Source organism: Haloarcula marina (assembly GCF_024218775.1).
Lineage (GTDB): Archaea > Halobacteriota > Halobacteria > Halobacteriales > Haloarculaceae > Haloarcula > Haloarcula marina.
In genome coordinates this window covers 1372802-1396752 of sequence record NZ_CP100404.1, presented here as the reverse complement: position 1 = coordinate 1396752, position 23951 = coordinate 1372802, and the positions used below count along the sequence as shown (strand labels likewise).

The following is a 23951-nucleotide window of genomic DNA, read 5'->3' as shown; positions in this document are numbered from 1 at the left end:
GGATTCTCAAGGAACTACCGTGACTGCATCCGACGCCCGCCGTCTGCTGGTCCCGGTCGACGACTCGGTGACGATGCGTAACACCGTCGCCTACGTCGTCGACGAGGCCCAGACCGCGGCCACTGACGGACCGGTCGAACTCCACTTCGTCGACGTCGCCAGCACCCGCTCGGTCGACCCCGACGCCATCGAGGAACTCAGCGAAGCGACGGACCTCCTCGAACGCGTCGAGGTCTGGGTCGACGAGGACCTCGGCGAAGACCCGCCATCGGGCATCTCGGTCCACACCGACGTGGTCGGCGCGGACCGCTATCTGTTCAGCCCCGGCGACTACGCCGACGCGATTCTCGGCTACGCGGCCGACGTAGGAGTAGACCGCATCGTCTTAGACCCCGAGTACAGCCCCGGCGGCGCGACACCGATGTTGCGACCGCTGGAAATCGAACTCGCGCGCGACGACATCGACATCGAGCGCGCCCCCGTCGAACGACGGGCGCAGGGGACGGTCCTCGCCCGCGCCGCGTCGCTCCCGAAGTACCTCACCGTCTTCGGCGCGTCGTACCTGTTCTACATGCTCCTGAGTTCGTGGAAGCCGCTGGACTTCTTCACCGGGTTCCTCACCGCGACGCTGGTCTCGGTACTGCTGGCTCCGGTCGCGTTCAGCCAACAGCCCTCGGTCTTCCGCGTGGGACGACAACTCGCCCGGATGGCGCTGTTCGTGCCGTACCTGCTGAAGGAGATCGCCGTCGCGAACCTCCAAATCGCGTACGTCGTCCTCCACCCCAGCCTCCCCATCGACCCGAAAATCGTCGAGTTGCGGGCCGCGGTGTGGGGCGACGCGCCGGTGACGACGCTCGCCAACAGCATCACGCTCACGCCGGGGACGCTAACGGTGGACGTCACCGACCGCGCGTTCGCCATCCACTCGCTCACCGGCGGCGCACGGACCGACCTCTTCGAAGGTGGACTGGAGCGGGCCGTCCGCTTCGTCTTCTACGGCCGCGAAGCGGCCGCAATCGCGTCGCCCCGCGAGCGCGGGGACGACGGGGAGGGCCAAGATGGTTGAGTTCGCCACGGCCCTGCTGGCCGTCGCCGCGGCGTTCGTCGTCTTCGCCGTCGTCGCGCTGTACCGCGTGTTCGTCGGCCCGACCATCCACGACAGAGTCATCGCAGTCAACGTCATGGGGACGAACACCGTCATCGCCATCGCGCTCGTCTCGGCGGCGTTCGACGAACCGGTGTTCCTCGACGTGGCGCTCGTCTACGCCCTGCTGAACTTCCTGCTCTCGATAGCGTTCTCGAAGTTCAACGTCGAACACGGAGGGGTGCTGTGACGCCCGTCGAATGGGCCATCGTCGGCCTCGCCGTCCTCGGTGCGTTCTTCGGGGGCGTCGCGGCGCTGGGCATCGTCCGCCTGCCGGACGTGTACACCCGCGCGCACGCCGCCTCGAAGAGCGACACCCTCGGGGCCGTCCTGGCCGTCGGCGCGGCGGCGCTCGCGCTCCAGACGGACCTCTCGACCATCAAGGCGGTCTTCCTCCTGACGTTCATGTTCCTCACCAACCCGACGGCGGCCCACGCCATCGCCCGGGCCGCACAGGACCAAGGTATCGAGCCGTGGACCGTCGACGAGGAGGGCGAATCATGAACCCGCCGCTGGTCGAACTCGCGCTGCTCGTCTTCGTCGTCGGGTGTGCGCTGGGGGCCGCGCTGCTCCGGGATACGCTCGCGGCCGTGATGGCCTTCGCCGCGTACAGTCTCGGCGTCTCGGTCCTGTGGCTCATGTTGCAGGCCCCGGACGTGGGCCTGACCGAAGCGGCGGTCGGCGCGGGCATCATGACCATCCTGTTCTTGCTCGCCCTCGCCAACACCGTGACGCCCGACCCCGACCGACTGCTCGAATCGGTCAACCTCCGGACGGTGCTGTTGGTCGGCGGGTTCGTCGCCGTGATGGCGGCGACGGTCCCGGCGCTCCCGGCCATCGGCGACCCGAGTTCGCCCGTCGTCGGGGGCGAGGTGACCCAGTACTACCTCGAAAACGCCTACGAGCAGACCGATGTGGAGAACTCCGTGACGGCCGTCCTCGCGGCCTACCGTGGCTTCGACACGCTCGGCGAGGCCGTCGTCGTCTTCGCGGCGGGCGTCGTCGCGCTCAGCGTCCTCCGTCGGGAGGTGTTCGCATGAGCTTCGACGACCGACCCGGCCTGTACGTCGAGAGCACCATCATCATGACGACAGTGCGCGTCGTCGCGCCGTTCGTCCTCACGTTCGCACTGTTCATCATGTTCCACGGCGCGGACACGCCGGGCGGCGGCTTCCAAGGCGGCGTCATCGCTGGCTCCGTCGTGATGATGCTCGCGTTCGCTTACGGCATCGAGTCGACCCGACAGTGGGTCGACGTGCGCGTCGTCGCGGCGCTCGCGTCGGGCGGCGTCCTCGTGTTCACCAGCATCGGCCTCGGCGCGATGCTGCTGGGCGGGCAGTTCCTCCAGTACACCGAGTACGAGTTCCTCAACTCACACGCCAGCAAGTACGGCATCGAACTGGTCGAACTGGGTATCGGCGGCATCGTCGCCGCCGTGGCCATCGGCCTGTTCTTCGTGCTCGCCGCCGGATTCGGCCACGCCGTCGACGAGGAGGGAGATGCATGAACGAACTACTCCAACTGGACCTGCTCGCGTCGCGGTACAACTACTACGCCGTCGTCCTCTTGCTGGGCATCGGCCTCTACACGGTCGTCGAGTCGCCCAACCTCGTGAAGAAGGTCATCGGGATGAACGTCTTCCAGACTGGCATCTTCCTCTTTTTCATCACGCTCGCGTACCGGACGGGCGGAAACCCGCCGGTCGTCACGGAGGGCGGCGGCCCGTACGTGAGTCCGCTTCCGCACGTCCTCATCCTGACGGCCATCGTTGTCGGGGTGAGTCTGACGGCGGTGGCGCTCGCACTCATCGTCCGCATCTACTCGGAGTACGGCACGCTCGACGAAGAGACACTGGAGCAACTCTACTATGATTGAACACCTGCCCGTCCTGCTGGTCGTCTTGCCTATCGTCGGCGGTACCCTACCGCTGGTCGCGAGTTTCTACACCGACCGTATCGGGTGGTACGTCGCCACGGCGGCGATGCTCTGTCACACGGTGCTGGCCGGACTGCTCGGCTGGACCGTCTGGACCGACGGCGTCGTCTCCTACGCCGTCGGCGGGTTCGCCGCCCCGTACGGCATCGAACTCGTCGTCGACGGCCTCTCCGTCGCGCTCGTCGCCCTCGTGAGCGTCGTCTCGCTCGGCGTCCTCGCGTACGCACGCAGCGCAGGCCCCCGCTCGAACGCCTTCTACAGCCAGTTCCTCCTGCTCGCCACCGGTCTCACCGGGATGAGCATCACGGGCGACGTGTTCAACCTCTACGTCTTCCTCGAAATCACGGGACTGGCGGCCTACGGCCTCGTCGCCAGCGGCCGGGAGGCGAACGCCGCCGTCGCCGCGCTGAAGTACCTCATCGTCGGAACCATCGGCGCGTCGCTGTACTTACTGGGCGTCGGCTACGCGCTGGCCGCGACGGGGACGCTCAACATGGCCGACCTCGCGGACAAACTGGCGGCCGTCGGCTACGACTCGACGCTCGTGCTGACCGCGTTCGGCCTGATGGTCGGCGGCCTCACGGTCAAAGTCGCACTGTTCCCGCTACACACGTGGCAACCGGACGCCTACGCGAACGCGCCGGACACGGTCAGCGCGTACATCTCCGCGCTCGTCTCGACCGTCTCGGCGTACGCGCTCGCCCGCCTCCTGTTCTCGGTCTTCACCGTCCAGTTCCTCGACGCCGTGCCCGTCGCCCAGTGGGCGCTGCTCGGACTGGCCTGCGTGAGCATCGTCGCCGGAAGCGCGCTGGCCGTCTCCCAAAGCAGCGTCCAGCGGATGCTCGCGTACTCGTCGGTGTCGCAGTTCGGCCTCGTCGTCGCCGGGTTTACCATCGCGACGCCCATCGCCGTCGTCGGCGCGACGGTCCACCTCGTCGGCCACGCCGTGATGAAAGGCGGCCTGTTCGCCGCCAGCGGCATCATCGAACGGCGGACCGGCGCGACCACCGTCGGTGGCTACGCCGGGATGGCCGCGCGGACCCCCCTCGCCGCTGGTTCGTTCGCCGTCCTCGCCTTGGCGATGGTCGGCGTGCCCCCCGCTGTCGGGTTCGTCGGCAAGTGGTACATCGTCGTCGGGGCCGTCGAGGCCAACGCCTGGCCCGTCGTGGCCGTCCTGCTGGCGAGTACGCTCCTGACGCTGGCGTACTTCGCCCGACTGGTCGAACGCCTCTACTTCGCCGAACCGACCATCCGCGAGGAGACGGCCGTCGCGGACGGCGGTGACTCGCCGGTGTCGACGGGGATGATTACCGTCGTCGTCGCCGCGGCCGTCCTCGCCGTCGCACTGACCGCGGCCGTTCCGGCCATCGAACAGTTGCTGGAGACACTCCCACCCCTTCTGAACCAATGACTGACGTTGCCTCACTCCGACCGCTGCTCGCTGTGCTCGTCTCGGCGCTGGCCATCCCCGTCATCCTCTCGCTGAAGTCACGACCGAACGTCCGGGAAGGCGTCACCCTCGCCGTCGCCGCCGCGAAGTTCGCCATCGTGGCGAGCATGGTCCCCGGCGTGCTCTCGGGGACCCAGTACGTCTTCTCGTTCGGCCAGTTCGCCACCGGCATCGAACTCGCCTTGCGGGCCGACCCGCTCGGCATCCTCTTTGCGGGCCTCGCTAGCCTCCTGTGGATAGTCACGAGTTTTTACAGCATCGGCTACATGCGTGGGTTGAGCGAACACGCCCAGACGCGCTACTTCGCCTCGTTCGCGGCCAGTCTCGCGAGCGCCGTCGGCGTCGCCTTCAGCGCGAACCTCCTGACGCTGTTCGTCTTCTACGAACTGCTGACGGTGTCGACGTATCCGCTCGTCACCCACGACGAGACGGACGAGGCCCGCGCCGCGGGCCGGAAGTACCTCACCTACACCTTCGGCGGCGGCGTCGCCGTCCTCGGCGGCACCGCGCTGGTCTTCTTCCTGACCGGAACGACGGCGTTCACGCCGGGCGGCATCGAGGCGCTGGCGACGGCCGACCCGATGCTCGCTCGCGCGGCGTTCGCGCTGCTCGCGGCCGGGTTCGGCGTCAAGGCGGCGCTGATGCCCGCCCACTCGTGGCTCCCGGACGCGATGGTCGCGCCGACGCCCGTCTCGGGCCTGCTCCACGCCGTCGCCGTCGTCAAGAGCGGCGTGTTCGGCATCGCCCGCGTCGTACTGGACGTGTTCGGGACCGAGACGATGGCGAACCTCGGCGTCGACCTGCCGCTCGCGGCGCTCGCCGCCTTTACCCTGCTGACCGCGAGCGTCATCGCGCTCAGGCAGGACAACCTCAAGCGACGGCTGGCTTACTCGACGATTAGCCAACTGTCCTACATCGTACTGGGACTCGCACTCTTGGAGGGGGACGCGCTCGTCGGCGGGTTGCTCCACATCCCCGCCCACGCGTTCATGAAGCTCACGCTGTTCTTCTGTGCGGGCGCGATTCACGTCGAGACACACACCGACGACATCAGCGACATGGCCGGCATCGGGAAGCGGATGCCACTGACGATGGCCGCCTTCGCAATCGCCGCCGCGGGGATGGCCGGAATCCCGCTGGTCGCCGGGTTCGTCAGCAAGTGGTACCTCGTCATCGGCGCGTTAGACGGCGGCGGCCTCGTCTTCGCCGCGGCGCTGCTGGTTTCAGGGGTCCTCAACATCGCGTACTTCTGGCCCATCGTCTATCAGGCCTACTTCGAGTCCGAGGACGACTACGACGACAAACCCCTCATCGAGGCGGCCTTCGGCGGCCGTTCGCTCGCCACGGACGGCGGCGACGCCGAAACCGCCACCGTCGATGCCGACCACGAGGCGGACGGCGACGGCGAGGACGACGAGATTCCGGACCCGCAACACGTCGACCACCTCGGCAAGCGCCACGAAGACGTGGAACACCACGGCGGCCCGCCCGCCGAGGGCTGGGACCAGCGCAACTGGCGCGGGGCCGAGAGCACGTGGTTCATGCTCGGCCCCATCCTGACGGCGGCGACGCTGTCGCTGTTGCTCGGCGTTGCGCCGCGCGCGGTGGTCTTCCTGCGCATCGTCGAGACTATCGTCGGTAACCTTCCGGGGGTGGTCGCCTGATGGCGACCGGACCGCTGACGATGGTCCCACCGGTCGTCGTCCTGCTGGCCGTGGCGATACTCGTCTCTCGGTTGCCACGGCGGAGCGGGCACGCGCTCGGCGTCATCTCGACGGCGGCGGCGCTGGCGTGGGCGTGGTTCGTCCCCGCCGGCGCACACCTCCAGACGACGTTCCTCGGCTTCGAGGCCGTCCTGCTCAACGTCGACGAGTTCTCGCGGCTGATGGGGCTCATCTTCGGCCTCATCGGGGCCGTCGCCGTCCTCTACTCCTACGCGAGCGAGGCCGAGAACGTCCAGACGGCGTTCGCGCTGTCCTACGTCGCGACGAGTTTCGGCGCCGTCTTCGCGGGGGACTGGCTCACTCTGCTGTTCTTCTGGGAACTGATGGCCGTCACCAGCACGCTGCTGGTCTGGCACTACCGCGGCGCGGCGGTCCGCGCGGGCTTCCGCTACGCGCTCTTACACGGTCTGGGCGGCACCCTGCTGATGGCCGCCATCCTCCAGACGTACGTCGCGAAAGGGACGTTCCTGTTCGCGTCTGTCCCCGGCGGTCCGGCCGCCGCGGGCATCACACCGGGCCTCCCCGCGGCGCTGGCCGCCGTCGGCATCGGCGTCAACGTCGGCTTCATCGGCCTGCACGCGTGGCTTCCCGACACCTACCCGCGCCCGCACATCGCCGCCTCCGTCTTCCTCTGCGTGTTCACCACGAAGACCGGCGTCTACGGGATGTACCGGGCGTTCCCGGAGGGTCACGTCGCCATCGCGTACATGGGCGGCGGGATGGCCGTCTTCGGCGCGACGTTCGCGCTGTTCCAGAACGATATGCGCCGCCTGCTCTCCTATCACATCCAGTCGCAGGTCGGCTACATGATTGCGGGTGTCGGCATCGGGACGACGCTCGCACAGGCGGGCGCGTTCGCGCACGTGTTCAACCACATCCTCTACAAGGGCCTGCTGTTCATGACCGCGGGCGTCGTCGTCTACCGCACCGGCGAAGAGAGCCTGAAGAAACTCGGCGGCCTCGCCCGCGAGATGCCCATCACGGCCGCGGCCTTCACCGTCGCGGCGCTGTCCATCGCCGGGTTCCCCGGCTTCAACGGCTTCGTCAGCAAGGGCATCGTCATCGCCGGAAGCCACTACGACTTCGTCGAGGGACCGCTATACGCGGGCGGCCGGACCACGCTCGAATGGCTCCTCCTCCTCGGGGGCGTCGGCACGTTCATGTCGTTCATCAAGTTCGGCTACTACGCGTTCTTCCACGGCGAGTACGACGGGAGCGTGAAAGACGCCAACCGCGGGCAGAGCGTCGCGATGGTCACCGTCGCGGTGCTGTGCGTCGCCTACGGCATCTTCGATGGCGCGCTGTTCGCCATCCTCCCCTTCGACGTGACAGACGAAGCCGTGGTCTCACACGTCTACACCACCTACACCGTCGACCACCTCGTCGAGGGAGTCGCCCTCGCCGCCGCCGGACTCGTCGGGTTCACCGTGACGAAGAAACCCCTCTCGAAACTCGGCCGCGTTCCCGACATCGACTCGCTGTACAACCCCGCCGTGTTCTACGGCACCCGTGCCCTCGTCGTCGGCGTCACCGAACTGTACGCCGCCGTCGACCGACTCGTCGTGCGCGCGGTCAGCGGCTTTACGATGGCCGTCACGGACCCGGTAACGGTCTACGACCGCCTCGACGGCGACGAGGAAGACACGCACCCGCTCAGGGCCGGTATCGGGTTCAGCGTCCTCGTCCTCGCCGTGTTCGTCACGGTGGCGTTGCTGGTCCTGTGACGACCGCCGTTTACCGGTAGGAACCGGCTACTTCGGGTAGAGACTAGATGAAACTCAGGCTGAACGAACGCTGAGGTGAACTGCATATTTATGTATCCAGATACGCATAGTCGGAAATAAGCGCGCGTCCGAGTGCGCCGCCGACTGACGGTCGGCGGGTGGTCGACGACGCGTGTCGGATAACTAACCATGGAACTCAAACGTTTCTTCGACGACGACGATGCGGTGTCACCGGTCATCGGGGTCATCCTGATGGTGGCCATCACCGTCATCCTCGCCGCCGTCATCGCCACGTTCGTCCTCGGCCTGGGTGACCAGGTCAGCAACACCGCGCCGCAGGCCAGTTTCTCCTTCGACTTCGAGAACGACGCCAGCGGCGACGATTCGCTGACTATCGTCCACGACGGTGGTGACACGATTCGGTCCGAAGACCTGAACATCGTCGTCTCCGGTGCAAATGTGGAGGGTTCAGATACTGATGCCGGGACGTACACTGGCAGCACATTCGATAGCGTTACCGACGTGAGTGCGGGAACGTCGGAGACTATCGACGACGAAAGTCAGTTCTCGGCCATTAGCTCAGTGGACCTCGACCTGAGTCCGGCGACGGTCCGCGTCGTCTACAACGCCGACGGCACTTCTGCCACTCTCGGCGAGTGGGACGGACCTGACGCGTAATTCCCGCGTTTCATTTTCGATTTTTGCGCTGAGAGACAACAGAGTCGCGACACTATCCGTCCAGTACCGGGCTGACATGCAGACGCGAACGGACACGTCGGCGATGTGCGTCCAAACGTTGTCGCGAGAATCATCGATGATACGGAGTACTACCGTCTTGCGGATTTCGCTCTCTGAATCGAGAATCGAACGGACCGTGCTCCGATGCGAGCAAACGGATTCAAGCCTGGATTGAACTGCTAAAGCGTAGTGTGGGTATAAGTCACCCGACCGTCTGTAGACGACTCAGCACACCACTGCGAGCGACCTACCCCACCAAGCCGGAGTAGGTTCCGATTAACGGCTCGCCTATTCAGCCCACGGTGTGTAGATACAACCATGGATCTGAAACGACTCATTCACGACGACGACGCTGTCTCGCCGGTTATCGGGGTCATCCTGATGGTGGCTATCACTGTCATCCTCGCTGCCGTCATCGCCACGTTCGTTCTCGGACTCGGCGACAACCTGAGCAACACCGCACCGCAAGCGAGCTTCAGTTTCGACTTCGAAGACAACAGTGGGGGCGACGACTCCCTAACTATCGTCCACGACGGGGGTGACACCATCCGATCCGAGGACCTCAACATCGTCGTCTCGGGGGCTCAAAACGAAGCAGGAAGCGATATTGGAAGTTACGACGGCTCCACTTTCGATAGCGTGACCGATGTCAGTGCGGGGACGTCTGAAACCATCGACGCCACGGGTGACTTCACCAGTGGCAGTGGTAACCTCGACCTGAGTCCGGCGACGGTCCGCGTCGTCTACAACGCCGACGGCACTTCGGCCACTCTCGGCGAGTGGAACGGGCCTGACGCGTAAGGTCGTCGACTCATTTTTCGCTTTCACCCGGACCGCTGTGGTTATTACCATCGACTCACAGATGTAGGACACATGCCGGTGCTCGGTATCGCGTGTCGGGGTGAGACCGAATCGTGAGTCAGCAGACCGAGCGCCCGTCCGTCACGCCAGCAGAGGACGCGCTCTCGAAAGGCGAGATTTTCGACGTGTTGCAGAACGAGCGGCGGCGCTACACGCTCCAGTACCTCCGGGAGAACGGCGGTCCCGTTGACCTCGGCGACCTCGCCGACCACGTCGCCTCGCTGGAGTACGACTGCCCCGAGGGCGAGGTGTCGAGCACCCAACGCAAGCGCGTCTACACGACGCTGCAACAGACACACCTGCCGCGGATGGACGAGACAGGTATCGTGGACTACGACGCCGACGCTGGCGTTATCGCGACGACGCCGCAGACCGAGGAGTTGACGGTCTACCTGGAAATCGTCCCCGGAAGCGAGTTCCCGTGGCGGGAGTACTACCTCTCTTTCGGCGCGGTCAGTCTCGCCGTCGTCGTCGTCCTGTGGGTCGGCGTCTACCCCTTCACCCTCATCCCGCCGCTCGTCTGGGCGACGGTGATGGCCGTCGTCCTGACCGGGTCGGCGCTGTACCACACGTTCCTCGGCCGCGAGATGACGCTCACGGAGTACATGACCCGTCAGTACGACGACGATGACTAATTGCACCGTCCGAGAATCACGTCTGATAATCGAAATCCGCCACCCACCACTTTGATTCGCTGAACAGGCGTGAATATCGAGATTAGACAGCTCCTGAAGCCGTTCAAGCCGCCGTTGAAGCGCTAAAACGTGGTGTGGGTATAAGTCAGCCGCCGTCATGAGAACGAATCAGCACACCTCTACGAGCAACACCGAACCGTGTGGTGGGAGTAGGATCGGGTTATCGCTCGTAAGGACCGACATGCGGTGTGCATATGGACACAACAATGGATTTGAAACAACTCATCCACGACGACGACGCTGTCTCGCCGGTTATCGGGGTCATCCTGATGGTGGCTATCACCGTCATCCTCGCCGCCGTTATCGCGTCGTTCGTCCTCGGACTCGGCGACCAAGCACAGCAGACGACTCCGCAGGCCAGTTTCGCGTTCGACTACGACGGAGATGCAACGGGTTACAGTGCGAGTAACGGCGTTCTGTCCGTCACCCACGACGGTGGCGATACCATCCAAGGTAACAGTCTGTACATCCGTGGAGATGGGTGGGTTTCTGCCCAAGCAAGCGGACCAAGAGTCTACTTAGCTGACGGTAACGAAACCCAAACCTGGAACGATGCAGAAGGGACGACGGATGTCTCGGCCGGTTCAAGTATTACCGCATCCCTGAGCAATGACTACGAAGTCCGTATCATCTACGAACCGCCCGAGGGAGACAACTCCGCAACCCTCGCGCAGGACTCCGGACCGCAGGCGTAACTGAACGACCGCACTTCTCTCATTTTTTCACCCCGGCCAGCGACGGCTACGCCACGACGCTTTTATCACCACCTCTCCAGAGACAGGTAACGATGGATTACTCGCGCGCCGCCGTCCTCGGAGTGGCTATCGTCGTCCTCGTGACGGCGGCCGTCTCGGGACCGCTCGTTCCGGGCGTCACGCTGACGACGGAGCGGAGCGTCGCGTACGGCGAGGGGACGGCGAACGTCTCGTCGGCGACGTTGCCCGACCGGGCGACGCTGGAGCGCGGGTCGTTCGGGCAACGCGGGTACTACCTCACCGTGCCGCCGGGGACGGTGCAGTTCGACGCGCTCACCGGCACCCCGATGCTCGTGTACCGACTGAATATCGACGACATCGGCTACACGCGCTCGACGGTCCACTTTCTCGACGCGTCCGTCGCCGAGCGCTACGAAGTGACGATGGACGCCGATAACTTCGCACCCGAGCGCATCGACCGACAGACGTACCGCGGGACGATTGGCGTCGTCGTCGAAGACTCGCGAAGCCGTCGACTGGTCGCCGAGCGAAACCTCACCGTCGAGGTGGACGAATGAGCGTCGATAGCGTCGAGCGATGGACGTGGTCGCGTTCCGGCATCTGGTCGACCGTCCGAGCGGCCGTCTTCGGCGACCGGACGGGGCTGGCGATATTCCTCGCCAGCGCCTGTCTGTTCGCCGTGTGCTGGCGAACCAGCGTGTTCATCAACGACAGCTACGCGCTCGCGAACGGACTCTATAGCCTCTCGAACGGGCGTCTCGTCCTGACCGAAGCCGTCTACGGCCCGGGGCTGGAGACGCCGGGCGTCCGGACCTACGGCGGCGAACTGCTCTCACGGAACTACGGCGTCATCGTTCTCTCGCTGCCGTTTCTCTGGGCCATCGATGCGCTGGGGAACGTCGTCGCGCCGCGAATCGGCGTCCTCGCACTGTGGTCGCTCGCGCTGTTGGCGCTGGTCGTCCAGGTTGGCCACCTCACGGGACGGCGCTGGGTGCGCGTCCTCGGGAGCGGCGGTGTCCTCGTCGTGTTCGCGGCGAACGTCGCCCTCGCCGAACCGCTGGCGGCGAAGTCGCATCTCCACGCCCTCCAACTGTTTCACCTGACCGTCGCCGCCTTCGGCCCGGTTCTCCTCTATCGACTGCTCGGCCACGTTCACACGCCCCGGGTCGGCCTGCTCGGTGCGCTCCTGTTCGCCCTCGGCACGCCGCTGGCGTTCTGGGCCACCGTGCCGAAACGCCACGTCATCACCGCGACAGTGGTTCTGGGCATCGCCTACGCGCTGTATCGGAGTCGCGTGCATGCCGACGGAGCGGTGGTCGAAAACCCACTCGCGTTCCGGGCGCTCGCGTACGCCCTCGTCGGCCTGTACGCGTGGGTCCACGCGCCGGAGGCGCTCTTGCTGGGGACGTGCCTCGCCGCCGCCGACGTGGGGACCGCCGACGACAATAGCCCGCGGACGCTCGCCGTCCTCACGGCCGCCTTCGCCGTCTCGCTCGTCCCCTTTTTCATCACGAACACGCTCATCGCGGACTCGCCGCTCCGGCCGCCTCGACTCCTCGCGGCGACGGGGGCGACGGGCGAGACGACGGCCGCGAGTGGTGGCGGGACCGCGGCGCGGAACGGCGGCGAAAGCCCGTTCGCACCGCTCGCCGACGCCCTCGAAACCGCGCTGTCACCGCTGACACTGCTCGTCGGTGAACTCGTCCTGGGGTTCGAGACGGCGCTCCGGCAACCCGGCGACATCTTTCACGCCTACGTTCGGTCCGGGTCCAGTCCGGACGTGTTGAACCGGTCGAACGAAGAGGCGGTGAACCTCTCCGTACTGGAGTCCGCGCCGATTCTGGCCGCCGTCACGGCGCTCGTCCCGACGATACGTCGGTGGTGGCCGCGGGCCTCGCTCCCCGACCGGACGCTTTCTGCGACGCGGGTCGTCGACTGCTTCGCCGTCCTCGCGGCAGTCGGGTTCGCGCTCCTCTATGCGACCCGATTGCCGGTCCACGCGCAGGTGACCGCGCGGTATCTGTTCGTGTTGTTCCCGCTGGGTGTGTACGGCGTCCTCCGGCTACCACCAGTCCGAGAGGCGCTCACCGGCCACTGGCGCCTGTTCTGCTGGACGCTCGCCGCTTGCGTGTTCGTCGGCGGGCAATTGGTCGTCGTCGCCGTCGCCCTCGGTGCCGCTGGTCTCGGCGAGGCGTTCCAACTGCACGCGCTCCTCTCGCTGTCGGCGGCCGCACCACTCGGCCTCTGGGCGCTCGCCGGACGGAGCGAAGGTCGCTACGGACAACTCGGCGCGGTCCTGTTGGCACTCGCGACGAGTGCTGCCCTCCTCTTCACCTGTCTCGCCGCCGTCGAGTACTATCCGGTCGGCGGCGCACAGGCGTTGCCGATAGTCCGAACGGCGGGCGACCTGCTCCCGCTGGCCTAACCGTTGACGACGAATTTTTGTACGCTCTCACAGTACCGTCGCCATGGACCGACTCAAGCAGTCGCTGTTGGACGCGCCGATTATCGAGAAAGACGGCTATCACTACTTCGTCCACCCCATCAGCGACGGCGTCCCCATGCTCCGCCCGGAACTCCTCCGGGAAATCGTCATCAAAATCATCCGCAAGGCGGAACTCGAAAACGTCGACAAAATCGTCACGCCCGCGGCGATGGGCATCCACCTCTCGACGGCCGTCTCCCTGATGACCGACATCCCGCTGGTCGTCGTCCGCAAGCGCCAGTACGGCCTCGACGGCGAAGTCGCGCTCTCGCAGGTCACCGGCTACTCCGAGAACGAGATGTACGTCAACGACGTGTACGAGGGCGACCGCGTCCTCGTCCTCGACGACGTGCTCTCGACCGGCGGCACCCTCGCCGCCCTGACCGGCGCGCTCGAAGACATCGGCGCGGACATCTGTGACATCGTCTGCGTCATCAAGAAGGCCGACGGCGTCAACAAACTCGACGAGGCGGGTTACGACGCGAAGACCCTCATCAACGTCACCGTCGAAGACGGCGAAGTCGTCATCGTCGACGAGACCGGGGACGACTGAGGGACGCTCTCGGGAACCGGTCTCTTTCTCCGAACTGCTCGCGATTGCCGATGCCGACAACGACGGCCTTCGTCGTGGGTGGGAAATATACACCCCGCTATCGCTCGGTGTTCTCTCGTTCAAGCTACCGTGACCGAAGAATACACGCTCACGAAGGTCCGTGAAGACAGGGCGTGGCGGCGGCGTCGTTCGCTGTGCGCGACTATCGAGATTCAAATCGACTCGTGTGAATCCGACGCTCACGATATTGTGAGCGATAGAACATAGCGGGAGGTAGATTTGAACTACCGATCTGCGGGTTATGAGCCCGCCGGAATCTCCTGGCTATCCCATCCCGCTACCTCTTCATATCCGAGGCCCCTCATTAAGGGTTGTGATTCGAACGCCGTCCGTGAATTAGTCACGCGCTACGTCGCGTCGCGCTGGTGGACCTTCCAGGTAAAGAGGCTCTCGAAGACGTAGTTGACCAGCATGGCGACGGCGATGGCGATGGGACTGGCCGCGAGGAACCACAGATCCGTGCCCGCGATGACGAGTTCGACAGCGAGCCATTGGGTCAACACCCAGTAGACGGCCAGTTGGACGAGCGCGCCGCCCGAGCGGACGAGGTGTGACTTCCCGAGGCGTTTGGCGAACGGCACGATGCCGTCGGCCCCCTGCGCGGAGAACGTCCAGTGTTCGTTGACGAGAAACATCACGACGATGGCCGTCTCGATGCCCGCGGCTTTCGCCCAGAGTTCGGGAACACCGAAGCCGAGACGGAGAACGGCGAGCACGGTGTTGTCGCTGAGCGCGCCGACGACGCCGACGGACGCGAACTGGCCGAACCGGACCGCGGAGACGAGCGACTCGAACCGCGCCGGAACCGCGTCCCTGAGCCTGTCGCCGGGGCCGCTCATCGCTCCCGTTCGACGAGCGCCGTCGGGTCCTCCCGACGCGCGGCGATGGCTGTGTGCAGGCGGTCGTCGCGGAGCTGTTTCGCCCGGTGGCGGGCCGCCAGTAGCGCGCGGAACAGCGCCGCCGAATCCCGAATCGGGGAGACGGTCGACCCCGGCTGGTCCTCCCAGGCGATGGGTACCTCCGTGACTCGGAGGTCCAGCGCGCCCGCGATGGCGACGAGTTCCACGTCCCACGCGAAGCCGGGTTCGTAGAGGTGCGCGCGCACCTGCGCCCACGCGCCAGCGTCGATGGCCTTCGCGCCGCACTGGTAGTCGTACAGGGACACGTCGAGCAGGCGACCGGCCAGCCAGGCGAAGCCGTCGCCGAGGAATCGGCGGGCGAACGTCTGGTGACTGGTGACGGCGGAATCGGGGTGGCGGCGCGACCCGACGGCGAGGTCGGTGTCGCCGTCGCGGACCCCGCTGACGACGCGTTCGAGCGAACGGACCGGCGTCGACCCGTCGGCGTCGGCGAAGACGAGCACGTCCGTCGACAGGCGCTCGAACCCCGCGGTGACGGCCGCACCTTTCCCGCGGCGGTATGGAACTGTCTCGATGCGGGCCGGAACGTCCGCGAGTCGGTCGACGACCCCGTGGCGGGGCGCGTCGAGTTCGACGAGAATCGTCTCCGGAGCGAGCGTCTCGTCGATAGCCGCGACGTACGCCCGGAGTTGGGGGACGTCGGGCCGGAAGGCTGGGACGACCACGCCGACGGAACGCGACATTGTGTTGGCATCCACCGCCGCCGAGTAAAAACAGTTCGGACCGTGACCGGACTCGCGCGCGAGGGTGCAAAAGACGTATAGGCCAGCGTCGCGCTCTCTCGTGTGATGGAGTACGGCCTCGTCGCCCTCTGGCTCGCGCTTTATCTGCTGTTGTGTTACGTCGGTGCGACTGTCGCCGCCGTCCTGTTCCCCCGTTTCGCCGACCGCGGCGTCGCCTTCGGGATTCCGGTCGCGCTGACGATACTGTGGCTCGTGACCTACTTCGTCGGCCGCATCTCGCTCACCGCTGGCGTCTGGGGCGGACTCGTCGTCCTCGTGGCCGCCGCCGCGGTGGCCGTGCGCACGGTCGACCCGGTAGACGGCCGCGCTTACGCCGAAGTCGCTGGCGTGTTCACACTCGCCTTCTGCTTCCTCGTCGCGATACGGGCGCTCGACCCCGTGATAATCCCCATCGGCGGCGAGAAGTTCCTCGACTTCGGTCTCTTGCAGTCCCTCCTCCGGGCCGATAGCCTGCCGCCGGAGGACATGTGGTTCGCGGGCGAACCGGTCGCGTACTACTACGGCGGCCACCTCGTCGCCGCTATCCTCACCCGCTTGACGGGAACCGCGGGCCAGTACGCCTACAACCTCGCGCTCGCGGGCTTCTACGCGACGCTCGTGACGGCGACGTACGGCCTCGCTGGGGCCATCGCCGCCGACCGGGGCGTCCCGCGTCGTCTCGCGGCCGCGCTGTCGGCCTTTTTCGTCGGCATCGCCAGCAACTTCTCGACGCCCGCCAGATTCCTCATCTGGCTGTTACCGGACGGCCCCGCACGGTGGGTGGCGACCAACGCTGGCTACGAACTCGACGGGTTGGCGGCCGGCCCGGGACAGTTCAGTTACTGGGACGCCAGCCGTGTCATCACCGACGACGCCGCGGACTTCGTGACGTACGAACCGAGCGCCGCGTTCGTCATCGACGAGTTCCCCCTGTTCGCGTGGCTCAACGGCGACATGCACGCCCACATGATGAGTACGGGCTTTTTGCTGTTGGCGGCCGCGCTGTGTCTCAGCTACTTCCAGACGCCCGCCGTCGAGTGGCGGCGTCGGCTGGCGCTGTTGTTCGGCGCGCTCCCCGCCGTCGCCGGGTTGATGGCCGTGACGAACACGTGGTCGTTCCCGTCGGTGGCGGGGCTGGCAATGCTGACCGTCGCCGTCGCGCCCGCCGACCCCACGACGCTCCTCCCTAACAGCGTCGGCGAACGCCTGCGGTTCGACGGCCTCGGCCACGAGGGACTGCGAATCGGCATCGCAGTCGCCGTCGCCGTCGGTATCGTCGCCATCGGCCTCCTGTGGTCGCTGCCGTTCTGGTTGGGGGCCGCGAGCGGCCGTGAAATCGCCGTCCTCCCGGACCGAACCTCGCTGCTGGAACTGCTGGCGGTTCACGGCGTGTTCCTCGTCCCGTTCGGTCTCTACCTCTACGCGCAGGTCGGAAGCGCGCTGGGGACCCGCCGGGCGCGCATCGCCGGTCTCGCAACGGTCGGCCTCGTCTTCCTCGGCGCCACACTCGACGTGGCCGCCGTCGGTCTGCTCGGGCCGCTACTCGTCGGAACCTGGCTGTTGGCTCGGTCCCCGAGACTGGAGCGAACGCTCCCGGCGTTCCCGACGTTGGCCGACGGGGGCGACGGTCCGATGGACTTCGAGGCGGTGCTCATCCTCGCGGGCGCGGGACTGGTCCTCTTGGTCGAGTTCGTCTTCGTGAAGGAGAACATCGGCCGGATGAACACGGTGTTCAAGACGTACATGCAGGTGTGGGTGCTGTGGGCCGCCGCCGTCGGGCCGGTGCTGGCGTGGCTGGTCGCCCGCTGGCGGCCGAGCGCGGAGTCGCGACGGCAGTGGACCAGCGTGGGCACGCGCGCGCTCGTGGCCCTGCTGGTCGTCTCCACCTCGTTGTACGGCGCGTTCGCGCTCTCGAACCACGCGGAGGCGACCGGACCCGCGACCCTGAACGGGACGGCCTATCTGAACGAGGACCACCCGAGAGAAGCCGAGGCCATCCGCTGGCTGGACCGGACCGTCGAGGGGCGACCGACGATCGTCACGGCCGCCCCGGCAGGCTACCGGTGGAACCCCGACGACGGCGAAGGCGCGAGCGCACCGGCGAGTCTGACCGGCCTGCCCACCGTGGCCGGGTGGTTCCACGAGGCGCAGTATCGCAACGACAGCGTCTATCAGAATCGAGTCGCGGACGTCGAAGCGATATACACCGGGGCATCGACCCGACAGCGCGCGCTCTTACGTGAGTACGACGTGCGGTACGTCTACGTCGGCCCGGCCGAGCGAGCGCGCTACGGCGACGTGACTATCGACCACCTCTCGGGCGTGACGCCGGTAAAACGGTCCGGCGGCGTCGTCATCTACCGCGTCCACCAAGAACAGCTCTGAGCCGCTGACTATCGACCACCTCTCGGGCGTGACGCCGGTAAAACGGTCCGGCGGCGTCGTCATCTACCGCGTCCACCAAGAACAGCTCTGAGCCGCGTTACTCGGCGGGCGGCGCGCGTTCGCGGAGGACGGTGACGGCCTCGGCGTCGACGTTCTCCGTATCGAGGTGCATGGGGATGTACTCCTGGGTCTGGAACGTCTCCTCTTCGTCTTCGGAGCCGATAGTACACCACAGTTGCGGCCGCTCGGGGCCGTGCCAGTCACCCTGCCGCGTGACCGAGAACACCTCGTACTCCGCGCCGTCGTACTCGATGCGGCCGCCCTTCCGGAGGCCGGGGTCCCCGTGGATGATGAGCTTCTTCATGCGAACGGCTTCGGAAACAGCGTACTTAGTGACTTCGAAGGCGAGCGCGTGAGTTGTCCGCATGGACGGACGGCGGCCCGACTCCGAACCAAACGGGTTTTAAGCGACCACGCCAAATCGCTCCGTAAGGTCGATATCTATGGAGATGCCGCGACGATTCAATACGTACTGTCCGCACTGTAACGAGCACCACGAACACGAGGTCGAGAAGGTCCGTTCCGGTCGCGAGACCGGGATGAAGTGGATCGACCGCCAGCGTGAGCGCAACTCCGGTATCGGGAACGACGGTAAGTTCTCGAAAGTCCCCGGCGGGGACAAGCCCACGAAGAAGACGGACCTCAAGTACCGCTGCTCGGACTGCGGCAAGGCCCATCTCCGCGAGGGATGGCGCGCCGGGCGACTCACCTTCCAGGAGTAATCATGGCAGGTAGTTTCGTCACCGTCGCCTGTCCGGACTGCGAGAACGAACAGACTCTCTTCGAGAAAGCCGCGAGCGAGGTAACGTGTGCCGTCTGTGGCCACACCCTCGCCCGCCCGACCGGCGGGAAGGCCGACATCGAAGGCGAAGTGACCGCCGTCGTCGAGGCCCGATAGGATGAAATACAGCGGCTGGCCAGAACCGAGCGAACTCGTCGTCGGCAAGGTCGACGAGATCGAGGACTTCGGCGTGTTCGTCGACCTCGAAGAGTACGAGGGCAAGCGTGGCCTCTGTCACATCTCCGAGGTCGCCAGCGGATGGATAAAGAACGTCCGCGACCACGTCAACGAGGGTCAGACGGTCGTCGCCAAGGTGTTAGACGTCGACGAGGGGTCCCAGCAGATAGACCTCTCCATCAAGGACGTCAACGACCACCAGCGCAAAGAGAAGATTCAGGAGTGGAAGAACGAGCAGAAGGCCGACAACTGGATGGAACTGGCCTTCGGCGAGGACATCGACGACGAGACGTACGGTGCCATCGCCAACGCTCTGCTGGCCGACTTCGGGTCGCTGTACGACGGCTTCGAGGCGGCGGCTATCCACGGTGACGAGGCGCTCGACGACACCGACCTCGACGACGACGAAATCGAGGCCATCGTGGAGACGGCCCGCAACAACGTCTCCGTGCCCTACGTCAACGTCACGGGCTACGTCGACCTGACGTGTCCCGAGAACGACGGCGTCGACGTCATCAAAGAGGCGCTGAAAGCCGCCGAGGGCAACGGCGAAGTGCCCGAGGAAATCGAACTCGAAGTCACCTACGTCGGGTCTCCCGAGTACCGCATCCAGGTGAAGGCGCCCGACTACAAGACTGCCGAGGGAGCGCTCGAAGAGAGCGCCGCCCGCGCTCGCGCCGTCGTCGAACAACACGACGGGACCGGTCAGTTCCACCGCGAACGCCACGAAGACGACGAATAGCGAATGAAGGCGGACATCCGGGTGTGTTCGGCGTGGAAGTCCGAACACGACGGCCCGGTGTACACGCTTACCGATTCTTGTCCGGAGTGCGGGGCCGACGCCGTCAACAGCGCCCCCGCACCGTTCGACCCGACGGACCCACACGGCGAGTATCGACGTTCACTTAAGCGCCGCAACCGCACGTAGGCGGTATGGACGAATTCGACATCGAGGTACTCGCCGACCCCGAACTGGCAGACCCCGTCCTCATCGAGGGGCTCCCGGGCGTCGGCCACGTCGGAAAACTCGCCGCCGAGCACTTACTCGAAGAACTGGACAGCGAACTCGTCCGCCGCGTCTACTCGACGCACTTCCCCCCGCAGGTCACCGTCGACGAGGGCCGCGCACAGTTGGCCTGCGCGGAGTTCCACGCGGTCACACCCGAGAACGGTCGCGATATGCTCGTCCTCTCGGGCGACCATCAGGCACAGGACGGCGCGGGCCACTACGGCCTGACCGACACCATTCTCGACATCGGCGAAGAGTTCGGTGTCGAGGAGATATTCGCCCTCGGCGGCGTCCCTACCGGCGAACTCATCGAGGAGTACGACGTGCTCGGTGCGACCACGACGGACGAGGCCATCGAGACGCTCGAAGACGCGGGTGTCGTCTTCCGCGAGGACGAACCCGCGGGCGGCATCGTCGGCGTCTCGGGACTATTGCTCGGCCTCGGCGAGCGTCGCGGCGTCCCGGCCACCTGTCTCATGGGCGAGACGTCGGGCTATCTGGTCGACCCCAAGAGCGCGCGTGCGGTGCTGAAAATCTTGGAGGAGGTGGTCGGCTTCGAAGTCGACTACGAGTCCCTCGAAGAGCGGGCCGACGAGATGGAGGAAGTCGTCCGGAAGATTCAGGAGATGGAACAGCAGAACGCGCCGTCGCCGACGGACGAAGACCTGCGCTACATCGGCTGAGAGCGAGAATTTCTTAACCGCAGACCCCTAACGGATTCGCGTGCAGGCAGACCCCGGCGCGCTCCCCGAATGGCTCGTCCTCGGCGTCCTCTTAGGCGCGGCGGGGAGCGTCGTGGTCGCGGGCTTGTTTGTCGCCGCCGCCAGACTGTTCCCAGCGGAGAATCACGCGAGACAGTTACGCGACGGCGGCGAGGAGCGTCGGCGGACCGAACTCAGAGAGTACCTCCACGCCATCGACGAGCAGTTCGCCGAGAACCACTTCGTCGAGGGCCAACACGTCGCCTTCTACCTCCCGAAGCGGGACGTGGCAATCACGTTCGACGCCCGGGCGTACTACCGCATCGAGCGCTCCGAGACGGTCCCCGTCCTCGTCGAACACGAGATGCCCGGCGTTCATCTGGGCGCGAGACTCCCCTTCGAGACGCCGGAGGTATCGCTCGGTCCGGACCCCGACCGGTCGCCCGACCCCGGCGTACAGGCGTTCGCGGAGTTGGGACTGCGGCAGAACGCGACGCTCGCCGAAGTGAAGTCGGCCTACCGTGACCGCGTGAAGGAGGTCCATCCCGACCACGGCGGCGACGAGGACGACTTCAAGCGCGTCCGGGAGGCGTACACCATGGCGAAACAGCGCGCGTCGTAGCGTCAGGGGTCCGGCGACGGGTAGTTTCCGCGCCCCGCCTCGGTGTGCCCCGAGGCGTTCACCCATCCGTCCCGCGGTCCCGTCGCGTTCGCGTGGACCCGGTCGTGGTAGTCGTTACCCGTCCAGCCACCGCTGAACCACTGGTTGGACCCGACGACCATCGCGCTGGCGTCGACGCGGGCGGACTCCGGAGCGTCGTACGCGAGGTACACCGGCGCGTCGTACTCGAAACACGCCGTCTCGTCCCGGTAGGGGAACGAACACGCGGTCAGGGTGCGCGTGACCGACGCACCGGGGTAGAACGTCGCCGACGCGCCGACGGGCGTCCGCGTCTCGATGGGATACGGCACGTCGCGGAACACCGACGTGGCCACGGTTCGGCGCGTCCGCTTCGCGTGGTCTGGGTTCTCGGGGTCGTACTCCGCGGCGTCGATGCGCTCCTGTCTCCCGACGCCGTCCTCCTCGACGTAGCGGTAATACCGGGTCTCGACGGGGAACCGGTCGGCGGTCAGTTCCAGCATCGGTCCGTACCGCGTCTCGACCAGCGAGACGGCGAAGACGCCACCGAGCGTCCCGTTCGGCGCCACGTCAGTCGCCTCGTACGTCGGCGTCCCGTCGACCTGCGGGACGGGCAGACGGACCGTCACGTTCCGGAGCGTCTCGTCGGCGTCGACGCCGATGCTGTAGTCGTACGTGCTCGTGTAACTGTCCGGGTTCGGTCCGAGAAACGAACACCCGGCGCTCAGGAGGAGGCAGGCGACCAGCAGAGTGCGGAGCGCCGCGGACATTTCCTGTTCGTGGAGCGAACGGTTCGCGGAGCGGCCACAAAGCCGTTCGGGCCGTCACTCCTCGCGTTCGGCCTCGTAGAGGTGGACCATCTCGGCGACGAACCAGAGTTTGAGCGCCATCGAAAGTGCCGTCGCCAGCGCCATCTCTGCCGGACGACGGCGGAGCGCGGCGTAGACGGCGTACGCGGCGGCCGCGCCGTTGCCGTAGTTCAGCACCGCCGGATAGCCGAACCGGTCGTGGTCCTGCTGCGTCCACAGTCGCTCACCGTACACCACCTTGGTCATCCACGCGCTGTCGTCCTCGGGCGGCGAGAACAGAAACGGATTCAGCAGGACGAACGCCAGCGTCACCGCGACGCCGCGCCAGTTCCGGTAGTAGAGACACGTCATCAGGAGGGGCAGGGAAGCCACGCGGGACCACCCGCTCTTGGGGTTGGCGTGGCGCGCCCAGAAGAACCGGTCTAGTGCGGACGCATCGTCGGGCAGTACGTCGGGGTCCATACCCCCACAACCGCCGCCGCCGACAAATCGCTACCGCCCTCAGAGGCCCTGGCTCATGAGGTGCGAGCGCAGGAGGTCGCCCTCCTTGCTCCCGGCGACGGGGTTGACGAGGACGACGCGGTCCTCGGGGTCGAACGCGTCCCGGTCGCTCAGCGCCCGGACGCCGCCGACGGCCGTCCCGCCGGTCGCCCCGATTTCCGGCCCCATCTCACAGCCGTCGACGGCCCCTTGCAGGGTGTCTTTGTCGGAGACTGCGACGCCGTCCCCCCCGCTCGATTCGACGGCGCCGATGGCGGCGCGTCCGGCGGCCGGAGCGGGCACTTCCAAGGGACCGACGATGGTGTCGGGGAACTCGACCTCACTGGGGGCGTCGTCACTCTCGCGGACGGCGTCGGCGATGGGCGCCGACGACTCCGGTTGGGCGGCGTAGAGACGCGGGACCCCCTCGGCGAGGCCCGCCGAGACGGCGAGTTCGAACCCGCGGGCGAGGCCGACCAGCGTCTCCCCGTGGCCGGTCGGGTGGACGACGGCGTCGGGAGCGGTCCCCCCGCAGTCGTCCAGCAGTTCCATCGCGAGCGAAACGCCGCCCTGAATCCGGAACGGGTGGCCCGGAGCGACCGGCGCGAATTCCTCGTCGGTGTCCTCGAAGACGGCGACGGCGTCCGAGTAACGGCCCTCGACGACGCGCATGTCGCCGCCGTGGACGTTCACCATCGCCTTGTTGACGAACGGACACCGCGAGGGGACGAACCCCTTCGAGTCGATACCCGCGCGGGCCGCGGCGGCCGCGGCGGCCTGTGCCCCGTTGCCCGTCGAGGGCGTCGCCACGCGGTCTGCGTCCTGCTGGGCCGCCGCGGTGACGGCGGGCGCGAGTTTCCGGTCGGTGAGCGACCCGGTCGGATTCCGCCCCTCGTCCTTGATGCCGACGCTGTCGACGCCCAACTCCGCTGCCAGTTCCGGGACCGACACCAGCGGCGTGTCGCCGTCGTCGATACTCACGGCCACCGGGTCGGGGAACGGGGTCAGGGCCGCCGTCGTCTCGACGGCGTCGGGGTCGTAGTCGGGCGCGAGCACGCCGCCGCAGTCGGGACAGCGCTCCACGCCGGGGTCGACTGCTTCTTCACACGCCGTACAGACGAGGCCGCGAAACGCCGCTGTCGTCTCCATACACCCGCCTCGGGACGGCACCGCCTTGTGTCG

The 23951-nt window shown here is 66.5% G+C and carries 29 protein-coding genes and 1 tRNA gene; 23 read left to right on the top strand and 7 right to left on the bottom strand.

Annotated features, from left to right (window positions below; genetic code table 11):
- Positions 1-19: 19 nt before the first annotated feature.
- From NJQ44_RS07330 to hpt, 16 genes are all read left to right on the top strand, one after another.
- Complete coding sequence (locus tag NJQ44_RS07330) at positions 20-1066, top strand: monovalent cation/H+ antiporter subunit E (RefSeq protein ID WP_256557212.1); 1047 nt, start codon at positions 20-22, stop codon at positions 1064-1066.
- Positions 1059-1334, top strand: coding sequence for a cation:proton antiporter (locus NJQ44_RS07325; protein ID WP_254274030.1), 276 nt, complete (start codon positions 1059-1061; stop codon positions 1332-1334). Before NJQ44_RS07330 ends, NJQ44_RS07325 begins: the two co-directional genes overlap by 8 nt.
- On the top strand, positions 1331-1648 hold the full coding sequence (mnhG, locus tag NJQ44_RS07320; RefSeq protein WP_254274029.1) for a monovalent cation/H(+) antiporter subunit G: 318 nt from the start codon (positions 1331-1333) through the stop codon (positions 1646-1648). Before NJQ44_RS07325 ends, mnhG begins: the two co-directional genes overlap by 4 nt.
- Positions 1645-2184, top strand: a complete 540-nt coding sequence (locus NJQ44_RS07315; RefSeq protein WP_254274028.1) for a DUF4040 domain-containing protein — start codon at positions 1645-1647, stop codon at positions 2182-2184. Before mnhG ends, NJQ44_RS07315 begins: the two co-directional genes overlap by 4 nt.
- On the top strand, positions 2181-2651 hold the full coding sequence (locus tag NJQ44_RS07310; protein ID WP_254274027.1) for a Na(+)/H(+) antiporter subunit B: 471 nt from the start codon (positions 2181-2183) through the stop codon (positions 2649-2651). The genes NJQ44_RS07315 and NJQ44_RS07310 overlap by 4 nt, the downstream gene beginning before the upstream one ends.
- Positions 2648-3019, top strand: coding sequence for a cation:proton antiporter subunit C (locus tag NJQ44_RS07305; protein ID WP_254274026.1), 372 nt, complete (start codon positions 2648-2650; stop codon positions 3017-3019). Before NJQ44_RS07310 ends, NJQ44_RS07305 begins: the two co-directional genes overlap by 4 nt.
- Entirely contained in the window at positions 3012-4490 is a 1479-nt protein-coding gene (locus tag NJQ44_RS07300; protein ID WP_254274025.1) for a monovalent cation/H+ antiporter subunit D family protein, read from the top strand. Before NJQ44_RS07305 ends, NJQ44_RS07300 begins: the two co-directional genes overlap by 8 nt.
- Entirely contained in the window at positions 4487-6193 is a 1707-nt protein-coding gene (locus tag NJQ44_RS07295; protein WP_254274024.1) for a proton-conducting transporter transmembrane domain-containing protein, read from the top strand. Before NJQ44_RS07300 ends, NJQ44_RS07295 begins: the two co-directional genes overlap by 4 nt.
- On the top strand, positions 6193-7977 hold the full coding sequence (locus NJQ44_RS07290) for a Na(+)/H(+) antiporter subunit D (protein ID WP_254274023.1): 1785 nt from the start codon (positions 6193-6195) through the stop codon (positions 7975-7977). The genes NJQ44_RS07295 and NJQ44_RS07290 overlap by 1 nt, the downstream gene beginning before the upstream one ends.
- 189 nt (positions 7978-8166) lie before the next feature.
- Positions 8167-8655 (top strand): type IV pilin domain-containing protein, encoded by a 489-nt coding sequence (locus NJQ44_RS07285; RefSeq protein ID WP_254274022.1) that lies wholly within the window; start codon positions 8167-8169, stop codon positions 8653-8655.
- Between the two features lie 378 nt (positions 8656-9033).
- A complete protein-coding gene (locus NJQ44_RS07280; protein ID WP_254274021.1) occupies positions 9034-9516 on the top strand; it encodes a type IV pilin domain-containing protein in 483 nt (160 codons plus the stop codon).
- 113 nt (positions 9517-9629) lie between these two features.
- Complete coding sequence (locus tag NJQ44_RS07275) at positions 9630-10211, top strand: DUF7344 domain-containing protein (RefSeq protein WP_254274020.1); 582 nt, start codon at positions 9630-9632, stop codon at positions 10209-10211.
- A gap of 266 nt (positions 10212-10477) precedes the next feature.
- On the top strand, positions 10478-10966 hold the full coding sequence (locus tag NJQ44_RS07270; protein WP_254274322.1) for a type IV pilin domain-containing protein: 489 nt from the start codon (positions 10478-10480) through the stop codon (positions 10964-10966).
- A gap of 92 nt (positions 10967-11058) precedes the next feature.
- Complete coding sequence (locus tag NJQ44_RS07265) at positions 11059-11544, top strand: hypothetical protein (protein WP_254274019.1); 486 nt, start codon at positions 11059-11061, stop codon at positions 11542-11544.
- Positions 11541-13412 (top strand): hypothetical protein, encoded by a 1872-nt coding sequence (locus NJQ44_RS07260; protein ID WP_254274018.1) that lies wholly within the window; start codon positions 11541-11543, stop codon positions 13410-13412. Before NJQ44_RS07265 ends, NJQ44_RS07260 begins: the two co-directional genes overlap by 4 nt.
- 43 nt (positions 13413-13455) lie before the next feature.
- The gene (gene hpt / locus NJQ44_RS07255; protein WP_254274017.1) at positions 13456-14025 is read left to right on the top strand and encodes a hypoxanthine/guanine phosphoribosyltransferase; all 570 of its coding nucleotides are present in this window, start codon (positions 13456-13458) and stop codon (positions 14023-14025) included.
- A 264-nt stretch (positions 14026-14289) separates the two neighbouring features.
- Here the strand turns inward: hpt and NJQ44_RS07250 are convergent.
- The 3 genes from NJQ44_RS07250 to NJQ44_RS07240 all read right to left on the bottom strand — a co-directional run bounded on the left by NJQ44_RS07250 (position 14290) and on the right by NJQ44_RS07240 (position 15688).
- Positions 14290-14364: transfer RNA gene (locus NJQ44_RS07250), tRNA-Met, on the bottom strand.
- 68 nt (positions 14365-14432) lie between these two features.
- A complete protein-coding gene (locus NJQ44_RS07245; RefSeq protein ID WP_254274016.1) occupies positions 14433-14924 on the bottom strand; it encodes a GtrA family protein in 492 nt (163 codons plus the stop codon).
- Positions 14921-15688 (bottom strand): glycosyltransferase, encoded by a 768-nt coding sequence (locus NJQ44_RS07240; protein WP_254274015.1) that lies wholly within the window; start codon positions 15686-15688, stop codon positions 14921-14923. The genes NJQ44_RS07245 and NJQ44_RS07240 overlap by 4 nt, the downstream gene beginning before the upstream one ends.
- A 105-nt stretch (positions 15689-15793) precedes the next feature.
- On the opposite strand from NJQ44_RS07240, the gene NJQ44_RS07235 reads away from it, so the two are divergent.
- Positions 15794-18112 (top strand): DUF2298 domain-containing protein, encoded by a 2319-nt coding sequence (locus NJQ44_RS07235; RefSeq protein ID WP_254274014.1) that lies wholly within the window; start codon positions 15794-15796, stop codon positions 18110-18112.
- 97 nt (positions 18113-18209) lie between these two features.
- On the opposite strand, the gene NJQ44_RS07230 is transcribed toward NJQ44_RS07235, so the two are convergent.
- Positions 18210-18476: an HAH_0734 family protein gene (locus NJQ44_RS07230; RefSeq protein WP_254274321.1), complete on the bottom strand. Its 267-nt coding sequence runs from the start codon at positions 18474-18476 to the stop codon at positions 18210-18212.
- 139 nt (positions 18477-18615) lie between these two features.
- On the opposite strand from NJQ44_RS07230, the gene NJQ44_RS07225 reads away from it, so the two are divergent.
- From NJQ44_RS07225 to NJQ44_RS07200, 6 genes are read left to right on the top strand one after another with little or no spacing between them, the layout of a single operon-like run.
- Entirely contained in the window at positions 18616-18894 is a 279-nt protein-coding gene (locus NJQ44_RS07225) for a 50S ribosomal protein L44e (protein ID WP_254274013.1), read from the top strand.
- Between the two features lie 2 nt (positions 18895-18896).
- Positions 18897-19070, top strand: coding sequence for a 30S ribosomal protein S27e (locus NJQ44_RS07220; RefSeq protein WP_254274012.1), 174 nt, complete (start codon positions 18897-18899; stop codon positions 19068-19070).
- A gap of 1 nt (position 19071) precedes the next feature.
- Complete coding sequence (locus NJQ44_RS07215) at positions 19072-19872, top strand: translation initiation factor IF-2 subunit alpha (protein WP_254274011.1); 801 nt, start codon at positions 19072-19074, stop codon at positions 19870-19872.
- Positions 19873-19875: 3 nt separating this feature from the next.
- Positions 19876-20058, top strand: a complete 183-nt coding sequence (locus NJQ44_RS07210; RefSeq protein ID WP_254274010.1) for an RNA-protein complex protein Nop10 — start codon at positions 19876-19878, stop codon at positions 20056-20058.
- A gap of 5 nt (positions 20059-20063) precedes the next feature.
- Entirely contained in the window at positions 20064-20822 is a 759-nt protein-coding gene (locus NJQ44_RS07205) for a proteasome assembly chaperone family protein (RefSeq protein WP_254274009.1), read from the top strand.
- A 40-nt stretch (positions 20823-20862) separates the two neighbouring features.
- On the top strand, positions 20863-21462 hold the full coding sequence (locus NJQ44_RS07200) for a J domain-containing protein (RefSeq protein WP_254274008.1): 600 nt from the start codon (positions 20863-20865) through the stop codon (positions 21460-21462).
- Positions 21463-21464: 2 nt separating this feature from the next.
- Here NJQ44_RS07200 and NJQ44_RS07195 read toward each other — a convergent pair whose 3' ends face one another.
- From NJQ44_RS07195 to NJQ44_RS07185, 3 genes are read right to left on the bottom strand one after another with little or no spacing between them, the layout of a single operon-like run.
- Positions 21465-22250 carry a hypothetical protein gene (locus NJQ44_RS07195; RefSeq protein WP_254274007.1) on the bottom strand — a complete coding sequence of 262 codons (786 nt, stop codon included), beginning with the start codon at positions 22248-22250 and terminating at the stop codon, positions 21465-21467.
- A gap of 54 nt (positions 22251-22304) precedes the next feature.
- Positions 22305-22751: a DUF6653 family protein gene (locus NJQ44_RS07190; protein ID WP_254274006.1), complete on the bottom strand. Its 447-nt coding sequence runs from the start codon at positions 22749-22751 to the stop codon at positions 22305-22307.
- Positions 22752-22790: 39 nt separating this feature from the next.
- Positions 22791-23918 carry a threonine synthase gene (locus NJQ44_RS07185; RefSeq protein ID WP_254274005.1) on the bottom strand — a complete coding sequence of 376 codons (1128 nt, stop codon included), beginning with the start codon at positions 23916-23918 and terminating at the stop codon, positions 22791-22793.
- Positions 23919-23951: the final 33 nt, after the last annotated feature.

What these genes read in the sequence shown, in the direction of transcription:
- NJQ44_RS07205 (WP_254274009.1), top strand. Translation starts at nt 20,064, where the DNA reads ATGGACGAATTCGACATCGAGGTACTCGCCGACCCCGAACTGGCAGAC.
- NJQ44_RS07280 (WP_254274021.1), top strand. Translation starts at nt 9,034, where the DNA reads ATGGATCTGAAACGACTCATTCACGACGACGACGCTGTCTCGCCGGTT.
- NJQ44_RS07235 (WP_254274014.1), top strand. Translation starts at nt 15,794, where the DNA reads ATGGAGTACGGCCTCGTCGCCCTCTGGCTCGCGCTTTATCTGCTGTTG.
- NJQ44_RS07325 (WP_254274030.1), top strand. Translation starts at nt 1,059, where the DNA reads ATGGTTGAGTTCGCCACGGCCCTGCTGGCCGTCGCCGCGGCGTTCGTC.
- NJQ44_RS07185 (WP_254274005.1), bottom strand. Translation starts at nt 23,918, where the DNA reads ATGGAGACGACAGCGGCGTTTCGCGGCCTCGTCTGTACGGCGTGTGAA.
- NJQ44_RS07215 (WP_254274011.1), top strand. Translation starts at nt 19,072, where the DNA reads ATGAAATACAGCGGCTGGCCAGAACCGAGCGAACTCGTCGTCGGCAAG.
- NJQ44_RS07260 (WP_254274018.1), top strand. Translation starts at nt 11,541, where the DNA reads ATGAGCGTCGATAGCGTCGAGCGATGGACGTGGTCGCGTTCCGGCATC.
- NJQ44_RS07245 (WP_254274016.1), bottom strand. Translation starts at nt 14,924, where the DNA reads ATGAGCGGCCCCGGCGACAGGCTCAGGGACGCGGTTCCGGCGCGGTTC.
- hpt (WP_254274017.1), top strand. Translation starts at nt 13,456, where the DNA reads ATGGACCGACTCAAGCAGTCGCTGTTGGACGCGCCGATTATCGAGAAA.
- NJQ44_RS07210 (WP_254274010.1), top strand. Translation starts at nt 19,876, where the DNA reads ATGAAGGCGGACATCCGGGTGTGTTCGGCGTGGAAGTCCGAACACGAC.
- NJQ44_RS07295 (WP_254274024.1), top strand. Translation starts at nt 4,487, where the DNA reads ATGACTGACGTTGCCTCACTCCGACCGCTGCTCGCTGTGCTCGTCTCG.
- NJQ44_RS07190 (WP_254274006.1), bottom strand. Translation starts at nt 22,751, where the DNA reads ATGGACCCCGACGTACTGCCCGACGATGCGTCCGCACTAGACCGGTTC.
- NJQ44_RS07240 (WP_254274015.1), bottom strand. Translation starts at nt 15,688, where the DNA reads ATGTCGCGTTCCGTCGGCGTGGTCGTCCCAGCCTTCCGGCCCGACGTC.
- NJQ44_RS07270 (WP_254274322.1), top strand. Translation starts at nt 10,478, where the DNA reads ATGGATTTGAAACAACTCATCCACGACGACGACGCTGTCTCGCCGGTT.
- NJQ44_RS07305 (WP_254274026.1), top strand. Translation starts at nt 2,648, where the DNA reads ATGAACGAACTACTCCAACTGGACCTGCTCGCGTCGCGGTACAACTAC.
- NJQ44_RS07315 (WP_254274028.1), top strand. Translation starts at nt 1,645, where the DNA reads ATGAACCCGCCGCTGGTCGAACTCGCGCTGCTCGTCTTCGTCGTCGGG.
- NJQ44_RS07310 (WP_254274027.1), top strand. Translation starts at nt 2,181, where the DNA reads ATGAGCTTCGACGACCGACCCGGCCTGTACGTCGAGAGCACCATCATC.
- NJQ44_RS07230 (WP_254274321.1), bottom strand. Translation starts at nt 18,476, where the DNA reads ATGAAGAAGCTCATCATCCACGGGGACCCCGGCCTCCGGAAGGGCGGC.
- NJQ44_RS07285 (WP_254274022.1), top strand. Translation starts at nt 8,167, where the DNA reads ATGGAACTCAAACGTTTCTTCGACGACGACGATGCGGTGTCACCGGTC.
- NJQ44_RS07220 (WP_254274012.1), top strand. Translation starts at nt 18,897, where the DNA reads ATGGCAGGTAGTTTCGTCACCGTCGCCTGTCCGGACTGCGAGAACGAA.
- NJQ44_RS07265 (WP_254274019.1), top strand. Translation starts at nt 11,059, where the DNA reads ATGGATTACTCGCGCGCCGCCGTCCTCGGAGTGGCTATCGTCGTCCTC.
- NJQ44_RS07300 (WP_254274025.1), top strand. Translation starts at nt 3,012, where the DNA reads ATGATTGAACACCTGCCCGTCCTGCTGGTCGTCTTGCCTATCGTCGGC.
- NJQ44_RS07225 (WP_254274013.1), top strand. Translation starts at nt 18,616, where the DNA reads ATGGAGATGCCGCGACGATTCAATACGTACTGTCCGCACTGTAACGAG.
- NJQ44_RS07290 (WP_254274023.1), top strand. Translation starts at nt 6,193, where the DNA reads ATGGCGACCGGACCGCTGACGATGGTCCCACCGGTCGTCGTCCTGCTG.
- NJQ44_RS07195 (WP_254274007.1), bottom strand. Translation starts at nt 22,250, where the DNA reads ATGTCCGCGGCGCTCCGCACTCTGCTGGTCGCCTGCCTCCTCCTGAGC.